This window comes from Bradyrhizobium diazoefficiens (assembly GCF_016612535.1).
In the GTDB taxonomy this organism is placed as follows: Bacteria; Pseudomonadota; Alphaproteobacteria; order Rhizobiales; family Xanthobacteraceae; genus Bradyrhizobium; species Bradyrhizobium diazoefficiens_C.
Window position 1 is genome coordinate 1,754,189 of record NZ_JAENXS010000001.1, and the last position, 16,630, is coordinate 1,770,818.

At 65.2% G+C, this 16,630-nt stretch carries 17 protein-coding genes, 1 tRNA gene and 1 pseudogene; 7 read left to right on the top strand and 12 right to left on the bottom strand.

All coding sequences use genetic code 11. From position 1 onward, the window contains the following. The first annotated feature begins 60 nt into the window (after nucleotides 1-60). From JJE66_RS08265 to JJE66_RS08285, 5 genes and pseudogenes are all read left to right on the top strand, one after another. A complete protein-coding gene (locus JJE66_RS08265) occupies nucleotides 61-1,719 on the top strand; it encodes an FAD-binding dehydrogenase (RefSeq protein WP_200513733.1) in 1,659 nt (552 codons plus the stop codon). A gap of 3 nt (nucleotides 1,720-1,722) precedes the next feature. Next, nucleotides 1,723-2,640: a PHB depolymerase family esterase gene (locus tag JJE66_RS08270; RefSeq protein ID WP_200513735.1), complete on the top strand. Its 918-nt coding sequence runs from the start codon at nucleotides 1,723-1,725 to the stop codon at nucleotides 2,638-2,640. 169 nt (nucleotides 2,641-2,809) lie between these two features. Further along, nucleotides 2,810-3,160 (top strand): RidA family protein, encoded by a 351-nt coding sequence (locus JJE66_RS08275; RefSeq protein ID WP_200513736.1) that lies wholly within the window; start codon nucleotides 2,810-2,812, stop codon nucleotides 3,158-3,160. A gap of 108 nt (nucleotides 3,161-3,268) precedes the next feature. Further along, nucleotides 3,269-3,634, top strand: coding sequence for a nuclear transport factor 2 family protein (locus JJE66_RS08280; RefSeq protein WP_200513737.1), 366 nt, complete (start codon nucleotides 3,269-3,271; stop codon nucleotides 3,632-3,634). A 294-nt stretch (nucleotides 3,635-3,928) separates the two neighbouring features. Further along, nucleotides 3,929-4,572, top strand: a pseudogene (locus JJE66_RS08285) (IS5 family transposase); the annotation flags it as partial. Between the two features lie 122 nt (nucleotides 4,573-4,694). On the opposite strand, the gene JJE66_RS08290 reads toward JJE66_RS08285, so the two are convergent. The 8 genes from JJE66_RS08290 to JJE66_RS08325 all read right to left on the bottom strand — a co-directional run bounded on the left by JJE66_RS08290 (nucleotide 4,695) and on the right by JJE66_RS08325 (nucleotide 13,422). After that, the gene (locus JJE66_RS08290; protein WP_200513738.1) at nucleotides 4,695-5,543 is read right to left on the bottom strand and encodes an amidohydrolase; all 849 of its coding nucleotides are present in this window, start codon (nucleotides 5,541-5,543) and stop codon (nucleotides 4,695-4,697) included. A 3-nt stretch (nucleotides 5,544-5,546) separates the two neighbouring features. Next, nucleotides 5,547-6,524 carry an aldo/keto reductase gene (locus JJE66_RS08295; protein ID WP_200513739.1) on the bottom strand — a complete coding sequence of 326 codons (978 nt, stop codon included), beginning with the start codon at nucleotides 6,522-6,524 and terminating at the stop codon, nucleotides 5,547-5,549. Nucleotides 6,525-6,626: 102 nt separating this feature from the next. Then, on the bottom strand, nucleotides 6,627-7,559 hold the full coding sequence (locus JJE66_RS08300; RefSeq protein WP_200513740.1) for a sugar-binding protein: 933 nt from the start codon (nucleotides 7,557-7,559) through the stop codon (nucleotides 6,627-6,629). Nucleotides 7,560-7,656: 97 nt separating this feature from the next. Then, the gene (locus JJE66_RS08305) at nucleotides 7,657-8,739 is read right to left on the bottom strand and encodes an ABC transporter permease (protein WP_200513741.1); all 1,083 of its coding nucleotides are present in this window, start codon (nucleotides 8,737-8,739) and stop codon (nucleotides 7,657-7,659) included. Then, a complete protein-coding gene (locus tag JJE66_RS08310; RefSeq protein ID WP_200513742.1) occupies nucleotides 8,739-9,497 on the bottom strand; it encodes an ATP-binding cassette domain-containing protein in 759 nt (252 codons plus the stop codon). Before JJE66_RS08310 ends, JJE66_RS08305 begins: the two co-directional genes overlap by 1 nt. 12 nt (nucleotides 9,498-9,509) lie before the next feature. Further along, complete coding sequence (xylA, locus tag JJE66_RS08315; protein ID WP_200513744.1) at nucleotides 9,510-10,832, bottom strand: xylose isomerase; 1,323 nt, start codon at nucleotides 10,830-10,832, stop codon at nucleotides 9,510-9,512. Further along, nucleotides 10,833-12,287 carry a xylulokinase gene (gene xylB / locus JJE66_RS08320; protein ID WP_200513746.1) on the bottom strand — a complete coding sequence of 485 codons (1,455 nt, stop codon included), beginning with the start codon at nucleotides 12,285-12,287 and terminating at the stop codon, nucleotides 10,833-10,835. Between the two features lie 91 nt (nucleotides 12,288-12,378). Beyond that, the gene (locus tag JJE66_RS08325; RefSeq protein ID WP_200513748.1) at nucleotides 12,379-13,422 is read right to left on the bottom strand and encodes a LacI family DNA-binding transcriptional regulator; all 1,044 of its coding nucleotides are present in this window, start codon (nucleotides 13,420-13,422) and stop codon (nucleotides 12,379-12,381) included. A gap of 105 nt (nucleotides 13,423-13,527) precedes the next feature. Here JJE66_RS08325 and JJE66_RS08330 point away from each other — a divergent pair, with 105 nt between their 5' ends. Beyond that, the gene (locus JJE66_RS08330) at nucleotides 13,528-14,055 is read left to right on the top strand and encodes a DUF1003 domain-containing protein (RefSeq protein ID WP_200513750.1); all 528 of its coding nucleotides are present in this window, start codon (nucleotides 13,528-13,530) and stop codon (nucleotides 14,053-14,055) included. Here JJE66_RS08330 and JJE66_RS08335 read toward each other — a convergent pair whose 3' ends face one another. The 4 genes from JJE66_RS08335 to JJE66_RS08350 all read right to left on the bottom strand — a co-directional run bounded on the left by JJE66_RS08335 (nucleotide 14,056) and on the right by JJE66_RS08350 (nucleotide 15,869). After that, nucleotides 14,056-14,529 carry a GNAT family N-acetyltransferase gene (locus JJE66_RS08335; protein ID WP_200513752.1) on the bottom strand — a complete coding sequence of 158 codons (474 nt, stop codon included), beginning with the start codon at nucleotides 14,527-14,529 and terminating at the stop codon, nucleotides 14,056-14,058. A gap of 2 nt (nucleotides 14,530-14,531) precedes the next feature. Continuing rightward, on the bottom strand, nucleotides 14,532-15,044 hold the full coding sequence (locus JJE66_RS08340) for a GNAT family N-acetyltransferase (protein WP_200513754.1): 513 nt from the start codon (nucleotides 15,042-15,044) through the stop codon (nucleotides 14,532-14,534). Beyond that, nucleotides 15,044-15,625, bottom strand: a complete 582-nt coding sequence (locus tag JJE66_RS08345) for a helix-turn-helix domain-containing protein (RefSeq protein ID WP_200513755.1) — start codon at nucleotides 15,623-15,625, stop codon at nucleotides 15,044-15,046. The genes JJE66_RS08340 and JJE66_RS08345 overlap by 1 nt, the downstream gene beginning before the upstream one ends. Nucleotides 15,626-15,795: 170 nt before the next feature. Continuing rightward, nucleotides 15,796-15,869 (bottom strand) — tRNA-Gly (locus JJE66_RS08350). A gap of 175 nt (nucleotides 15,870-16,044) precedes the next feature. On the opposite strand from JJE66_RS08350, the gene JJE66_RS08355 reads away from it, so the two are divergent. Next, entirely contained in the window at nucleotides 16,045-16,620 is a 576-nt protein-coding gene (locus tag JJE66_RS08355) for a methylated-DNA--[protein]-cysteine S-methyltransferase (protein ID WP_200513756.1), read from the top strand. Nucleotides 16,621-16,630: the final 10 nt, after the last annotated feature.

Here is a 16,630-nt window from a genome sequence, read left to right on the forward strand (position 1 = left end):
ACCCTTGATCTCAGTTACGGCAACTGGCTTCAATTCCGGGCAACTACAGGGGGGGAACTCATGACTGAGCAGGCGGACGTCATTGTCGTCGGCGGAGGACTATCGGGACTTGTGGCGGCGACCGAGATCGCCGACGCCGGCAAGCGCGTGATCGTGGTCGACCAGGAGGGCGAGCAGTCGCTGGGTGGCCAGGCGTTCTGGTCGTTCGGCGGATTGTTCCTGGTGAACTCGCCGGAGCAGCGCCGGCTCGGCATCAAGGATTCCTTCGAGCTCGCGATGCAGGACTGGCTCGGCACCGCCGGCTTCGACCGCGACGACGACTTCTGGCCGCGCCAATGGGCCGAGGCCTATGTGACGTTCGCGGCCGGCGAGAAGCGCGACTGGCTGCGGGCGATGGGGCATCGCATCTTCCCCGTGGTTGGCTGGGCCGAGCGCGGCGGCTATGACGCGATGGGCCACGGCAACTCGGTGCCGCGCTTTCACGTCACCTGGGGCACCGGCCCTGGCATTGTCGAGCCGTTCGAGCGCCGCGCGCGCGAGGCGGCGAAGAGCGGCCGGCTGATCTTCAAGTTCCGCCATCGCGTCGATGCGCTGTCCGTCACCAATGGCACGGTCCACGGCGTCAGCGGCGCTATCCTCGCGCCGGACAACGTCGAGCGCGGCAAGAGCTCGTCGCGCACTATCGTCGGCGAGTTTGCGCTGAAGGCGCAGGCGGTGATCGTCGCCTCCGGCGGCATCGGCGGCAACCATGATCTGGTGCGGGCGAACTGGCCGAAGCGGCTCGGCGAGCCGCCGAAATTCATGATCTCGGGCGTGCCCGAACATGTCGACGGCCGCATGATCGGCATCACGGAGAAGGCCGGCGCGCGGCTGATCAACCGCGATCGGATGTGGCATTATGTCGAAGGTATCCAGAACTGGAATCCCATCTGGCCGCGCCACGGCATCCGCATCCTGCCCGGCCCCTCCTCGATGTGGTTCGACGCCACGGGCACGCGGCTGCCGGCGCCGCTGTTTCCGGGCTCCGATACGCTCGGCCAGCTCCAGTACATCATGTCCACCGGCTATGATTATTCCTGGTTCATCCTGACCCAGAGCATCATCAAGAAGGAGTTTGCGCTGTCGGGATCGGAGCAGAACCCCGATCTCACCGGCAAGAGCTGGCTGATGACGCTTCGCCGCGCCACCAACAAGGGCGCGCCGGCGCCGGTGGAGGCGTTCAAAAGCCACGGTGTCGACTTCATCGTGCGCGACAAGATCGAAGACCTCGTCGCGGCCATGAACAAGCTTGCCGGCAACGATCTGCTCAGGCTCGACGAGATCAGGATGCAGATCGAAGCGCGCGACCGCGAGATCGCCAATCCCTATGTCAAGGATGCGCAGGTGATGAACATCCACAACGCGCGACGCTACATCGGCGACAGACTGATCCGCACCGCCTCGCCGCACCGCATTCTCGATCCCGCGCAGGGGCCGCTGATCGCGGTCAAGCTCAACATTGTCACCCGCAAGACGCTCGGCGGCTTCGAGACCGATCTCGACTCTCGGGTGTTCGGCGAGGAAGGCAGCGTCATCCCTGGCCTCTACGCGGTCGGCGAAGCCGCGGGCTTCGGCGGCGGCGGCGTGCATGGTTATCGCTCGCTGGAGGGCACCTTCCTCGGCGGCTGCCTGTTCTCGGGGCGCAATGCGGGCCGCGCGGCGGCGAAAGCGGTGGGCTAGATCATGCGATGGTGGATGCGGATCGGGGTGCTTGTTGCGGCGCTTGCGGTCGCGCCAACCGCGTCCGCCGCAACGATCGACGTCAACGGCGTCAAACGGTCCTACACCGTACAGCTGCCGGCGAAAAAGCCGGTGCCGCTCGTGGTCGTGCTGCATGGCAAGACCCAGCGCGGCGCCGACATGATCGCGCGGACGGCGTGGCCACAAATCGCCAAGCGCGAAAGCTTTGCCGTGGTCTTCCCTGATGGCCTTAACCATGCCTGGGCCGATGCACGGACGAAGGCAGGACCCGAGCTGCGTGGACCACCGCCGGGCACCGATGACGTCGCCTTTATCGCCAAGCTCGTCGGGAAACTCGTGGCTGACGGTACCGCCGATGCAGAGCGCGTCTACGTCACCGGTGTCTCCAATGGTGGCGCGATGGTGATGACGCTGGTCTGCGCCCGCGCCGATTTGTTCGCGGCCGGCGCCAGCGTCATCATGAATCTCACCGATGAAGCCGCTGTCACGTGCCGTCCATCGCGGCCGCTGCCGATGCTGATCATGAACGGCACGGCCGATCCGCTGATCCCCTACGAAGGCGGACGCGGCTCGAGTTATTTTGCCGCAGACGGGTTCTGGTCCACCGAGAAGACCGTGGCGTTCTGGCGCGAGCTCAATGGCTGCGATGCCGACGACGCCGATGTAACTGATATGCCCGACAAGGCGCCCGCCGATCAATCCACGGTCACGCGGATCACGTCACGCTGTCCGCGAGGGCACGACGTCGTGCTCTATCGCGTCAACCACGGCGGCCACCGCATGCCAGGATTTGCTCCGGATGCGCGCTTCCCGAGGATCGCAACCCGCCTGCTCGGACCGCAGAACGGGGATATCGACGGCGCCGAGACGATCTGGGCTTTCTTCAGCCAGTTTCGTTAGGCGGCGCACGCATCGCTCGCAGCGCATGCGTTGGCGGCAATGCATGCGTGCCCGCCAACGCATGCGTGCCCGGCAACGCATGCGTGCCCGGCAACGCATGCGTGCCCGGGGTGGCACGGCCGATGCCGCTGCGCTAGACAGGGCCGCCATTCCCACCAGGAGATCCCCAATGAGCATTCAGCGTTTTGAAACCGGCCCGCGCATGAGCCAGGTCGTCGTGCACGGCAACACCGTCTATCTCGCCGGCGTCGTCGCCAACAACGCGGCCGGCGAAAGCGTGACCAAGCAGACCCAGGACATCCTGAAGACCATCGACGGCCACCTCGCCAAGGCCGGCACCGACAAGTCGAAGCTCTTGTCCGCCACGATCTACATCACCGACATGAAGACGTTCCAGGAAATGAACGCGGTGTGGGACAGCTGGGTGTCGCCCGGCAACACCCCGGCCCGCGCCACCGTCGAAGCCAAGCTCGCGGCAGCGCAATACACCGTCGAGATCATGGTCACCGCGGCGAAGTAATCTTCTCAAAAAATACGCGCGCTGATGACCTCCGAGGTAATCGATCAGCGCGCGTGAACCTTCGATAGTCAGGTCAGCCGAACCACGGCGTCATCGAAGGAGAACACCATGACCGATCCCGTCACCATCGCCCGCCGCTATATCGATCTCTGGAACGAGCGCGCGCCAAACCGCCGGCGCGAGCTGCTCAGCGAGAACTGGACGGCGGATGCGAGCTATGTCGACCCCTTGATGACCGGTGACGGCTATGACGGCGTCGACGCCTTGATCGCCGGCGTGCACCAGCGCTTTCCCGAGTTCAAGTTCAAGCTGATCGGCGAACCCAACGGCTATGGCGACCACATCCGCTTCTCGTGGGGCCTCGGTCCCGACGGTGTCGACAGCCCAATCAAGGGCACCGATTTCGCCGTGCTGAAAGACGGGCGTATCAAGAGCATCACCGGATTTCTCGACCAGGTGCCCGCGAGGACGTGAGGCGACGCGTACTGTCTCCTCAACCTCAGCCGTCGTCCCGGCCTAGTGCGCAATTGCGCACGGGGGGCCGGGACCCATACCGCGTGATCTTTCAGGCCGCTGACGGTGGGAGTGCCGAACGACTAATTTTCGCCAAACTACTCCCTGTGATTATGGGTCCCGGCCCCCCCGTGCGCAATTGCGCACTAGGGTCTGTTGAGATTCAGGATTCACAGAACGGAATGTCCGTGATTCAAGCTCCGAAAGGAGTTTGGCATGCCCCGATTCGTTCTGACAGATGCTCAATGGGCGAAGATGGAGCCGGTTTGTTTGGGCAAGCCGAGGGACCCCGGCCGCAGTGGAAGCGATAACCGTCTGTTTCTGGAAGCTGTACTGTGGATCGCCCGCACGGGCAGCCCATGGCGGGATCTGCCGCCGACGTTCGGCAACTGGAATACCGTGTTCAAACGCTATCGCGACTGGGTGAAAGCCGGTGTTTTCAAGCGGATCTTCGATGCCGTATCGGATGATCCGGACATGGAGTTCGCCATGGTCGACGCGACCATCGTCAAGGTTCACCGCCACGGGCAGGGAGCAAAAGGGGGACCAAAAATCAGGCCATCGGCAAGTCAAAAGGCGGCTGGACCACCAAAATCCTCGCGCTGACTGACGCGCTCGGGAATCTGGTGCGGTTCATCCTGCTCCCCGGCCATCGCTTTGACACCGTCGGCGTCGTGCCCCTGATCAAGGATATCGAGTTCGGTGGCTTGATCGCCGACAAGGCTTTTGATTCCAACTGGATCATCGAAGACTTGAACGAACGCAAGGCCAAGATCGTCATCTCGCAACATCAAAGGCGCGCTCAGCCTCTCGACATCGACAAAGACATTTACAAATGGCGTCACTTGATCGAAAATTTCTTCGGCAAGCTCAAGGAATTCAAACGCATAGCAATGCGTTGCGACAAGACAGACAGCAGCTTCGAGGCGATGATTTACCTCGCCACCGCTGTAATCCATTCCAGATGAATCTCAACAGACCCTAGGCCGGGACGATACCTTTGATTAGGCGCAAGCTTTGCTCAGTCAACTCCCAACCGATACGCAGCCCTCGCATTCACCCCGAACGCCTTCTCGCGAACCTCGGCTCCAAGCTTCACCAGACACGCCTCCAGCGCGCTCTTGATCTCGCCGTAGCTCCCCGCCAGCAGACACACCGGCCAGTCGGAGCCGAAGATCAGGTGGTCCTCGCCGAAACACTTCGCCGCGTGCTGGACGAACGGAAACAGCCGCGCCGCGTCCCAATCGTTCCAGGTCGCTTCCGTCGCGAGGCCTGAGACCTTGCACCAGACATTGCCGCAGGCGGCAAGCGACGCGACGCGGTCCGACCATTCCGCGCTGCCGCCATCGGCGATCGGCGGTTTTGCCGCATGGTCGAGCACGAAGCGCGCGTGCGGAAAGGCTTTGGCGGTCGCGATCGCGGCAGGCAGCTCGCGGGTGCGGACGAGGAAGTCGTAGGCGAGATTGCGGGCGAACATTGCCGCCAGTCCGCGCTGGACATCGGCGCGCAACAGCCAGTCGGGATCGGCCTCGTCGTGGACCTGGTGACGGATGCCGACCAGCTTGTCCCCGCCCGGCAAGGCCTGCAGGCGGTCGAGCATGTTGCCGAGCGAGGCATCGGTCAGATCGGCCCAGCCGACGACCCCGATGACGGAGGGCGAGGCATGCGCGATGCGCAAAAATTCCTCAGTCTCCTCCACCGCGGAACGGCATTGCACCACGATGCTCGCATCGATGCCGCTCGCTTTCAGCAACGGCGCGAGATCGGCGGGGCCGAAGGCGCGGCGGATCGGCGCCAGCTCAGGCGCGTCCATCCAGGGATAATCGGCGCGCGCGGGATCCCAGAAATGCTGGTGAGCGTCAATGACCATGGCTCACGCTCCACCCGGCAGCGGTGCCCGCACATCGACGAGGTTTCGCGCCCGCAACTCCTGCCAGAAGGTCGGCGGCACCGTGCGTTCCGACATCGCGATATTGTCGGCGACCTCGTCCGCGTTGCGCGCGCCCATCACGGCGACCGTCACCGCCGGATGGGCCATGCAGAATTGGAGCGCGGCGGCCTTCAGCTCGGTGCCGTGCCTGCGGCAGAGCTCGTCGAGTTCGAGTGCACGCGCAACGAGCGCCGCATCGGCATCCTCGTAGTTGAACTTCGCGCTCGTACGCGGATTGGCCAGAATGCCGCTGTTGTAGATGCCGCCAAGCAGGATGCCGATACCTCTCTCTCGGCAGACCGGAAACAGCGCATCCAGCGCGCCCTGATCGAGCAACGTGTAGCGGCCGGCGAGCAGGAAGCAGTCGACCGGCACGGCTTCGGCGAAACGCGTGAGCATTTCCGACTGGTTCATGCCGGCGCCGATCGCCTTGATCGTGCCCTCGGCGCGCAGGCGCTGGAGCGCGCGGAAGGCCCCAGTGACGGCGTCGTCATAGTGATCGTCGGGGTCATGCACGAGCAGGACGTCGATGCGATCGAGCCCGAGGCGGACGAGGCTCTCCTCGACCGAGCGCATCACGCCGTCATAAGAGAAGTCGAATACGGGCCGCTCACCTTGCGTGCCCTTGTAGTGCTCATCCTCGACCGCCGCACCGTCGGGCGCGCGCAGGAGACGGCCGACCTTGGTCGAGATGGCATAGGAATCGCGCGGCTGCTGCCGCAGGAAGGCGCCCAGCCGCCGTTCCGCCAGGCCAAAGCCATAAAGCGGCGCGGTGTCGTAGAAGCGGATGCCGGCCGACCAGCCAGCCGCGAGCGTCGCTGCCGCATCGGCGTCGCTGACCGGAGCAAACAATCCGCCGAGCGGCGCGGTACCGAGGCCGATTGAGGTGACGTCGAGTGAACCCAGTCGCGACCGTTGCATTCCCATTCCTTCCAGCAGCCAGTATTTCTCCCGCCTGCGGAGACCGCAAGCGGGAGAGAGCATAGGAGTGTGGGGCTGGCGACACTCCTATTTCAACATCTGCTACTTCAACATCTGCGCCACGTTGTCCTTGGTCACGAGGTCGAGGCCGGTATAGACGATCTCCGGCACCTTCTGGCCCTTCTTGATGGCGAGCAGCGTGTCCATCGCCTTCTCGCCCATCTCGAACGGACGCTGGCCAACCAGCGCATTGGCATAGCCGTCACGCAGCAGTTCGAGCTGCATCTTCAGCGTATCGGCGACGACGAGCGTGAACTTGCCGCTGTCGATGTCCTTCTTGCTCCTGGAGGCAAAGGCCTTGAAGCCTTCGGGGGCGAACATCGGCCAGCCACCGACGGGAACGATCGCGGCGAGGTCGGGCGTCGCGGTGCGCATGTCGGTCATCTGCTGGATCGCGAGCGCGGGATCGTCGTTGCAGAAGGTCGGAGAGCCCGAAACCTCGGTCCATTTCGATCCCTTCAACGCCTCGCGGACGCCATCGACGCGCTCGGCGAGATTCTTGGCGCCGGGGCCGCCCGAGACCATGCCGTATTTGCCGCCGTCGGGCCGCAGCTTCAGCAATTGCTTGCCGAGCGCGACGCCGAACTCCTTGTTGTTGGTGCCGATATAGGCGATCCGCTTGGAGCCCGGCGCATCGGCATCAAACGTGATGACGGGGATGCCGGCCGCAGTCGCGGCCTCGATCGTCTTGGTCATGGCTGCGACGTCGGCGACCGAGATCGCGAGCCCGTCGACCTTCTGGGTGATGAAGTCCTGGATGATCTGCGCCTGTGTCGCCGGCTCATGCTCGATCGGCCCCTTGTAGATGCACTCGATATTGCCGAGCTCCTTGGCGCGCTTCTCGCAGCCGTCGCGCGCGAAGTCGAAGAACGGATTGTTCATCGCCTTGGGCACGATCACGAAGCGGTAGTTCGCCGCGAATGCCGGCGTCGCCATCATCGCCACCGCGATGCCCGCAAGAAGAATCTTCCTCATTGTCTCTCCTCCACCCTTGTTTGGTGCCTGCCCTCTCGAGATTCGTCCGGGAAGCGGACAGGCAGCATTTTCTTTGCCTTCCCGAAACGACGTCACTTCAAATCATCCGCGAGCGAATGCGGTCGACCAGCACGGCCAGGATGATGATCACGCCCACCAGCGTCTGCTGCCAGTAGGAGGAGACCTGCGCCAGCACGAGGCCGTTGCGGATCACCTCGAGCAGCACGCAGCCGACGATGGCCCCGAGCGGACCGCCGATGCCGCCCGCGAGGTTGGCACCGCCGATCACAGCGGCCGCGATCACGTTGAGCTCGTACGACGTCGCCATGTTGGCCGGCGCTGAACCGAGCCAGCCGGAGATGACGATGCCCTGGAGACCTGCCGCGAGCGCGCAGATCACATAGACCTCGATCTTGACCCGCACGACCGGGATGCCGGTGAGCTCCGCCGCCTTCTCGTTGCCACCAAGCGCGAAGACATGGCGGCCGAACGAGGTGTGGTGCAGCACCACCGCCATCACCAGCGCCAGGATCACCAGATAGATAAACGGCACGGGCAGGCCGAGCACGTCGCCCGAGGTGAGCGCGTAGAAATAATCAGCATCAGGTCCGCCTGGAAAACTGCCACGGCCGTTGGTGACGACATAGCAGAGGCCGCGCACGATCGAGAGCATGCCGAGCGTGGTGACGAAGGGCGACAGACCGAGCGTCGCGATACAGAAGCCGTTGACGAGCCCGATGATCAACGCAACGACAAGCCCCGCCAGCACCGAGACAAGCAGGATCAGGCCCGGCATGTTGGCGATCACGGTCTTGCCGTCAGCCGCCATATGGACGAACAGCGATGCGCCGAGCCCGCCGGGTGTCGACAGCTCGGTCATCACCATCGAGGTGATGATGGCAGAGAAGCACATCATCGAGCCGACGGAGAGATCGATGCCGCCGGTGATGATGACGAAGGTAACGCCGAGGGTCGCGATCGCGACGAAGGAAAAATTCTTCGCCACGTTCTGCATGTTGCCTTCGGTGAAGAAATACGGGCTGGCGAAATGCATGACCACCAGCAGCACCGCCAGCGCGATCAGGACATAGCCGGTCTGGGACGCGAAGATGCCGCGCTGCCACCATTTGGTCTTGCCGACATTCGAGAACGTGACCAGAGATTCCATGGGCATGGCCATCACGCCACCTCCTTCGCACCGGTGATGAGGGCGGTGATCTCCTCAGGCGAGGTCGAGCCGATCGCCTTGTCGGCCCGCTTCTCGCCGCGGCGCATCACGACGACGCGATCGCACACCGCGAACACGTCGGGCATGCGGTGCGAGATCAGCATCACCGCGACGCCCTGCTCCTTCAGCCGGTGGATCAGGCCCAGCACCTGCTCGACCTGGCGCACTGAAATCGCGGCGGTCGGCTCATCCATCATCACCAGCCTCGCATTGGAGAGCCGCGTCCGCGCGATCGCGACCGCCTGGCGCTGCCCGCCCGACATCTGCTTGACGAGATCGTCAGGGCGCGTCTCCGAGCGCAGTTCGCCGAACAGTTCCAGCGCGCGCGACGCCATCGCTTTGTGGTCGAGAAGCGCGATAGGTCCGAACTTGCGCTTGAGCTCGCGGCCGAGAAACACGTTGGCGGCAGCCGTGAGATTGTCGGCGAGTGCGAGGTCCTGATAGACGACTTCGATTCCCACCGTACGGGCATCGATGGGCCGGTTGAAATTGACCGCGTTGCCGGCGAAGCGGATCTCGCCATGACTGGGACGAAAATTGCCGGCAATGATCTTGACCAAGGTCGACTTGCCGGCGCCGTTGTCGCCCATCAGGCCGACCACTTCGCCCGGAAGCACCTGCATGTCGACGCCATGCAGCGCGCGGATCGCGCCGAACTCCTTGCCGATGCCGGAGAGTTCGAGGACCGGTGTTGCATCTGCACTTGCCATCAGCGACCTCGCTCAGACGTAGCGGTTGACGAGTGATTCCAGATATTCCTGCCGCCCCGAACGCGGCTGCGGGTCGAAGCCGGGCCCCAGCGCGCGATCGGCGAGATCGGCGAGCGACCGTTGGCCACCCAGAATAGCCCGGCCCTCAGCACCTGCCCATCCGTCGTAGCGCGAAGCAAGCGGCGCCGTGAGGGCGCCGGCATCGAGCATGTCGGCGGCGGCGAGGAACGCCCGCGCGCAGGCATCCATCGAGCCGACATGGGCATGAATGAGGTCGTCGGGGTCGATCGACTGACGGCGGATCTTGGCGTCGAAATTGAGACCCCCCGAGGTGAAGCCGCCGCGATTCAGCATCTCGTGGAACACCAGCGCCAGCTCGCCCGCATTCATCGCGAACTGGTCGGTGTCCCAGCCGAGCAGATCGTCGCCGCGGTTGATGTCGAGCGAGCCGAACACGCCGAGTGCCTCGGCGAGCGCAACCTCGTGATGGAAGGAGTGGCCGGCGAGGATGGCGTGGTTCTGCTCGATGTTGAGCTTGACGTCATTCAGGAGGTCGTAGCGCGCGAGGAAGCCATAGCAGGTGGCGACGTCGAAATCATACTGATGCTTGGTCGGCTCCTTCGGCTTCGGCTCGATCAGGATCGGGCCCTTGAAGCCGATCTTGTGCTTGTGCTCGACGACGAGCGAGACGAAACGGCCGAGCTGATCGAGCTCGCGCTTGAGATCGGTGTTGAGCAGCGTCTCGTAACCCTCGCGACCGCCCCAAAGCACGTAGTTCTGGCCGCCGAGCCGGTGCGTCACCTCCAGCGCGGCGCGGACCTGGCCGGCGGCATAGGTGAAGATCTCGGGGTCCGGATTGGTCGCGGCGCCGGCCATGTAGCGGCGATGCGTGAACAGGTTGGCGGTGCCCCAGAGCAGGCGGACTTTGGCCGAATCCATCTTCGCTTCGAAGAGATCGGCGATCGCATTGAGATTGGCGACGGATTCGCTGAGGGAAGCGCCCTCCGGCGCCGCGTCGACGTCGTGAAAGGTGAAGAAGGGCACATCCAGCAGGCGGAACAGCTCGAAGGCGACATCGGCCTTGGCGCGCGCCATCGCCATCGGATCGCTGCCGTGGTGCCAAGGCCTCAGGAACGTTTCGCCCCCGAAGGGGTCGGCGCCCGGCCAACACAGGGAATGCCAATAGCAGACCGCAAAGCGTAGATGGTCCTCCAGCCTGCGGCCGTGAACCATGCGGTCCTTGTCGTACCAGCGGAAGGCGAGCGGGTTTCCAGCATCCTTGCCGGCAAAGGCGACCGGCGTGCTTGCATCGAAGAACTTGGCTGGTGCGTTCACTTAAATCGTCTCCTTCAATGCGGGATAAAGCGCGCGCCACCGGCGATAGGCCTCGTCATAGGCGCTCGTCGTGGATGCGCGGGGCACGAAGCTGGCGAGCCGGCGCGGACGGGTGCAGATCTGCGCTGGGTCTTCACCGGTCGCCGCAAGTCGGCCGAGCCGCGCAGCGCCGAGCGCCGCGCCGACCTCGCCCTCCTCGACGCGGTGCACGGGAATGCCGAGAATGTCGGCGCAGATCTGCGCCCAGAGCGGCGAGCGCGAGCCGCCGCCGACGAGATCAACCTCGGCAATAGGCCCGCCCGCTGCGCTCAGCGCCGCCAGATTGTCGCGCGCGGCGAAGGCCACGCCTTCGAGCACGGCCTGGACGATCTGGCTGCGTCCGGTCCCACCGCGCAAGCCGACGAAGGCGCCGCTGGCGGCGGCATCGTTGTGCGGGGTCCGCTCGCCATCAAGATAGGGCAGGAATTTGATGGGGCTCGGCCCGTCGACGCGTTCGCCCAGCGGCGCCAGCAGGGCCGCGGCCGGCATCTCCATCACGCCTGCGAGCCAGGCCAGCGAGGCCGCCGCCGACAGCATCACGCCCATCTGGTGCCAGAGGCCGGGCAGCGCGTGGCAGAACGCATGCACCGCCGAGGTCGGCGCCGGCGCGAAGCGATCGGTGACCCGGAACACGACGCCGGATGTGCCGAGCGACAGGAAGGCATCGCCGGGCGCGATGGCGCCGAGCCCGATCGCGCTCGCCGCGTTGTCGCCGGCGCCACCGGCGAGCACGACGTCTTTTGCCATCCCCCAGCATTGCGCGAATTCCGGCGCAAGCACCGCACTCACTTCGCTGCCTTCGACGAGGCGTGGCATGTGGGAGAGATCGAGCCCGGTAGCCTTGAGCAGCTCCGCCGACCAGCGGCGCTGGCCGACGTCAAGCCAGAGCGTCCCCGCGGCGTCCGACATGTCCTCGGCCATCTCGCCGGTGAGGCGATAGCGGACATAGGCCTTCGGCAGCAGCACTTTTGCAACGCGCGCGAATATCTCCGGCTCGTGCCGCACCACCCAGAGCAGCTTGGGCGCGGTGAAGCCGGGCATCGCCAGATTGCCGGCGATGGCGTGCAGCGAGGGACAGCGGCGCTCCAGCTCGATGCATTCGGCCTGCGAACGGCCATCGTTCCAGAGGATGGCGGGGCGCAGCGGGCGTCCGTCCGCATCAAGAAGTGTCGCGCCATGCATCTGGCCCGACAGCCCGATGCCGCGCACTTGCGCGACCTCGCGCGGATGATGGTGCGCGAGATCATCAACCGCGCCGATCGCCGCATCGACCCAGGCGTCGGGATCCTGCTCGGACCACAGCGGCGCCGGATGCGACAGCACGAGCTCGCGCGCCGCCGTCGCGACGATCGCGCCGGCTTCGCTCACGAGCACCGCCTTCACACCGGACGTGCCGATGTCCAATCCGAGATACACGCCGTCCTCCCTTGCTGGCCCGGCCGGCGATCTCCGTCGCCTGTTCCGCGGGCCGTCCTCATAAATTCACGCTGCCGCCAGCCCTTCCGGCCTAAGGCAGATTGTCCCGCATCACGATGTCGATCCTGATCTTCTCCTGCTCGCGCAAGATCGGCTCGCCGCGCGCGAGCGCGAGCAGCACCCGCACGGCGGCGCGCGCCTCATGTCCCGGATTTTGTGAGATCGCGGCATCCATCACCCCCTGCAACAACAGCCGGCGCGTCAGCGCGGTGATGTCGTGGGCGACAAACGCCACCTGCTTCTCGCGGCCGGCTTCGCTCAAGGCGCTGGCCACGCCCTGTGTGCCGGCGCCGACGTTGTAAAGGCCGACAATGTCAGCATGCCTGCCGAACAGCCGCGCCAGAAGCTGCTGCGAGCGCTCATCCTCATCGCGCCCTTCCAGCACCGGCAGCACGCTGAGGCCGGGGAATTCCGACGCCATCACCTGATTGAAGCCAAAAATGCGCTCGGCGTGATCGCGCAGGCCCTGCGAGCCCGCGATGATCGCGACCTTGCCGGATTTCTCGCCGACCAGCCGGCCGACCAGCGCGGCGGCGGTGCGGCCGGCGGCAATGTTGTCGATGCCGACATAATGGTGGCGGCGCGACGACGGCACGTCCGACACCAGGGTCACCACCTTGGTGCCGGCATCGACCAGGTCGTTGATCGCCGCGCGAACGCCGGGATGATCCAGCGCCACCACCGCAACGCCGTCGCAATCGCCCGACAGCGCCTCGAGCGAAGCGGCAAGCACGAACGGATCGAACACATCGGTTGCGACCATCTCGACATTGAGCCGCCGGGCCGAGAGCCAGGCCGACATCTCGCCGAGATAGGCCTCGATCTGCTGCATGAACGGGTTTGGCCCCGACGGCATCACGAAGGCAAAGCGGCGGGCGCGGCCACGGGCGAGCTCGGCGGCGGCGACATGCGGCTGGAAGGCGTTGCGCGCGATCGTCTCCTGGACGCGTCGGACCGTGTCCGGCCGCACGCCCGGACGGTTGTGCAGGACGCGGTCGACCGTCGCGAGGCTGACACCGGCCTCGCGGGCAATGTCCTTCAACGTCAGCGCGGCGGAAACGGTCTCCTCAGTCATGGCTGAAGGCTAGCAGAGGTATTTTGAGGTACGCAACTCATTTTGAGGGACACTGGTCATTTTTCCTCCCTAGGAACGGCTGTCCAGGTCGGCCGTTGCCGCCGGGTGCGCAGCGAAATCACCCATGACCCCGGCGAAGGGCTGAGTCCGACCCTTGAGCGCAACATCCGGGCCCTGGTCGAACGCCGCCGCCGCGAGCAGCGGGGGGCCCGGAGCGAGGACAAGGTCGCAGACGCCATCACGGCGTTTACCGGCAGCATGAGGTTCGTCTACCTGCACCTCGCCGTGTGCGGCTTCTGGATCATCGCCAATCTACATTGGCTGCCGGGTATCCCCGCCTGGGACGAGAGCTTCGTGATGCTGGCGATGGTCGCGTCCGTGGAGGCAATCTTCCTCTCGACATTCGTGCTGATCTCGCAGAACCGCATGACCGCAGCAGCGGACAAGCGCGCCGATCTCGACCTCCAGATCAGCCTGCTTGCCGAGCACGAGCTCACCAAGGTCGCCCGCCTTCTGGCGCAGATCGCCGAACGGCTCGACGTCAAGCCGGAGTCCGAGCGCGATCTGGAGGAGGCGGCCCGGGACATCGCCCCCGAGCGCGTGCTCGACAAGATCGAAGAAACGCGCCCCTGATTATCGAGTCGCCGATCCCGAGAGATCAAGCGTCAGGAAAAGGCTGTTGGGGTCCTCGGCGTAGCCCTCGAACGGACCGCAAGGCACAAAGCCATGGGCGCGGTAGAGCGCGTGGGCCGGCTTGAAATAGTCCCACGAGCCGGTTTCCAGACTCAGCCGCGTCATGTCACGCCTGCGCGCCTCGGCAATGATGTGGCGGAGCATCAGGCCGCCAAAACCGCGGCGGCGCGTGGTCTGGAGCGTGTGCATCGACTTCACCTCGCCGTGGTCGGCCGAGAGCGTTTTCAGCGCGCCGGTCGCAACCAGGGTCTGGCCATCCCAGCCGGTCCAGAACGCGACGCCGCTGGCGCGAAGCCCGGCGAGATCGAGCGCATGCGCGCTGCCGCGGGCGGTCTGCGCCCGCGCCGTCGTAACGTGGTGATCGAGCAGCGCGACGACGCGCGGATCGAAGGTATCGCCGGTGCGGATCTGCATCGTCAGGGTCTCACGTTACTTGCAAGCGTCTTCTGCATGAAGACGAGATCGAGCCAGCGGCCAAACTTGCAGCCGACCTCCGGCATGCGGCCGACCTCGGCAAAACCGAGCGAGGCGTGCAGGCCGATCGAGCCGACATTGGCGGCCTCGATCCCCGCGACCATCGCATGCTTGTCCAGCGCCGTGGCACGCTCGATCAGCGCGGCCAGCAGGCTGCGGCCGATCCCTGCCCTGCGATGCCGTTCGTCGACATAGACCGAATTCTCCACGGTGTGGCGATAGCCGGGAAAGGGCCGGAAATCGCCGAACGAGGCGAAGCCGACGACGTCCCTGCCCTTCATCGCGACCAGCACGGGATAGCCTGCCTGCTGCCGTGCGCGGATCCATTCGCGTCGCGAGGCGAGATCGGCCGGACCGTCGGTCCAGACCGCCGTGGTGTTGATCGCAGCATAATTATAGATCGCGAGGATATCCTCGGCATCCTCGGAGGTAGCGTCCCGGACGATCAGCGACATCACATTTTCCCGTATGACGTGCCGCGCCGCGTGATGACGACGTAGCGTGCGTCGTGCTTGGTTTCGTTCTCGAAGGTCACGGAACGCATGACATCGAAGTCGAGGCAGTCACCGTCACGCAGCCGCACCGCCTTGGCGTCGATATGCACGCAGACCGTCCCCTCCAGCATCAAGAGCTGCTGGGTGAAGGCGTTGCGGCCCCAGGGGCTGTAGGACACGCGCGCGCCGGCCGGCAGGTCGACGACGATGATCTCGATGCCGCTCGCCGCATCGGCCGGCGAGGCATGACGCCGGCGGTAGCCGCTGTCGGGATCGCGCCATTGTGGCTGGTCGGCCAGCCGCGTCAGCCGCTCCGGCGGTTTCTCCGAGAGCGCGACGACGTCGCTGAGCGAAACATCGAGCGCGGCGCAGAGCTTGTTGAGCAGCGCCGCCGTCGCACTGCTCTGCGCCCGCTCCACCCGCCCGATCATGGCCCGGCTGACGCCGGAGCGCGCGGCAAGTTCGTTCAAGGTCATGCCGGCCTGCGTCCTCAAAGTCTTCAATCGGCGACCGATCGCCCTGTCGAGCTTCTGCTGGTCCATGGTCTCTGATCCGAACATTGCCCGGCACGAGGACCGCATCCGCCGGGCGAGAGGAGCTTAGGCCGGGGGAGGGGTGCGTGCCGGGAGCGAGGAGCTAATATATTGGAATCTTTTTCAGCGCGAGCGACCGCTTGCGCGGTCGGATCAAACGAACATGCAATTGGGAAGCTTGGAGCGGGCGAAGGGAATCGAACCCTCGTATGCAGCTTGGGAAGCTGCCGTTCTACCATTGAACTACGCCCGCGGATGCGCGTGCCTCACGCCCGTCCTGATTAGCCGAGACGGCGCCGCGCGCCAAGCGATTTGGCGCGCCCGGCCGGCCGGTTGTTAACGTCCTGGCAAGATTTTGGGTGCGCCGGATTGTGGCGGTGGTATGATCTCGTGTCTGGGGAGATGCGTGCACTGAGTGGGGCGTGTGCATGGTGGGGCGTGCTTACACGACATTCGACACGGCCATAGGGCGCTGCGGCATCATCTGGAGCGGCACCGGCGTGGTCGCCGTGCAATTGCCGGAGGCGCGCGAGATCGACACCCGCCGCCGGATCTTTGCGGTCCATCCCGAGGCGCGCGAGCAGCAGGCTCCGCTTAATGCCGAGCTTGCGATCGAGGGTATCGTGGCCTTGCTGCAGGGCAGCGATCCCGATTTTTCCGACGTCAGCCTCGACGCCGGCGACGTGCCCGCCTTCAACCGGCGGGTCTACGAATATGCCTGCACCATCCCGCGCGGAGAGACGCGCACCTATCACGAGATCGCGAAGGCGCTGGGTGCCTCCGGTGCCGCGCATTCGGTGGCGCAGGCGATCGCCAGAAATCCCTACATGATCATCGTGCCCTGCCACCGGGTGCTGGAGGCCGGCAGCTATGCCGACCGGATCTCGCCCTACGGCGGAGTGATCTCGAAGCGGCGGCTGTTGTCGCTCGAGGGCGCCCATCCCATCGCCAGCAAGACGCTGTTCGAGGTGCTGCTGCCCGTTGCCCCGCCGCGATCCCATTAAGGCGCAACAG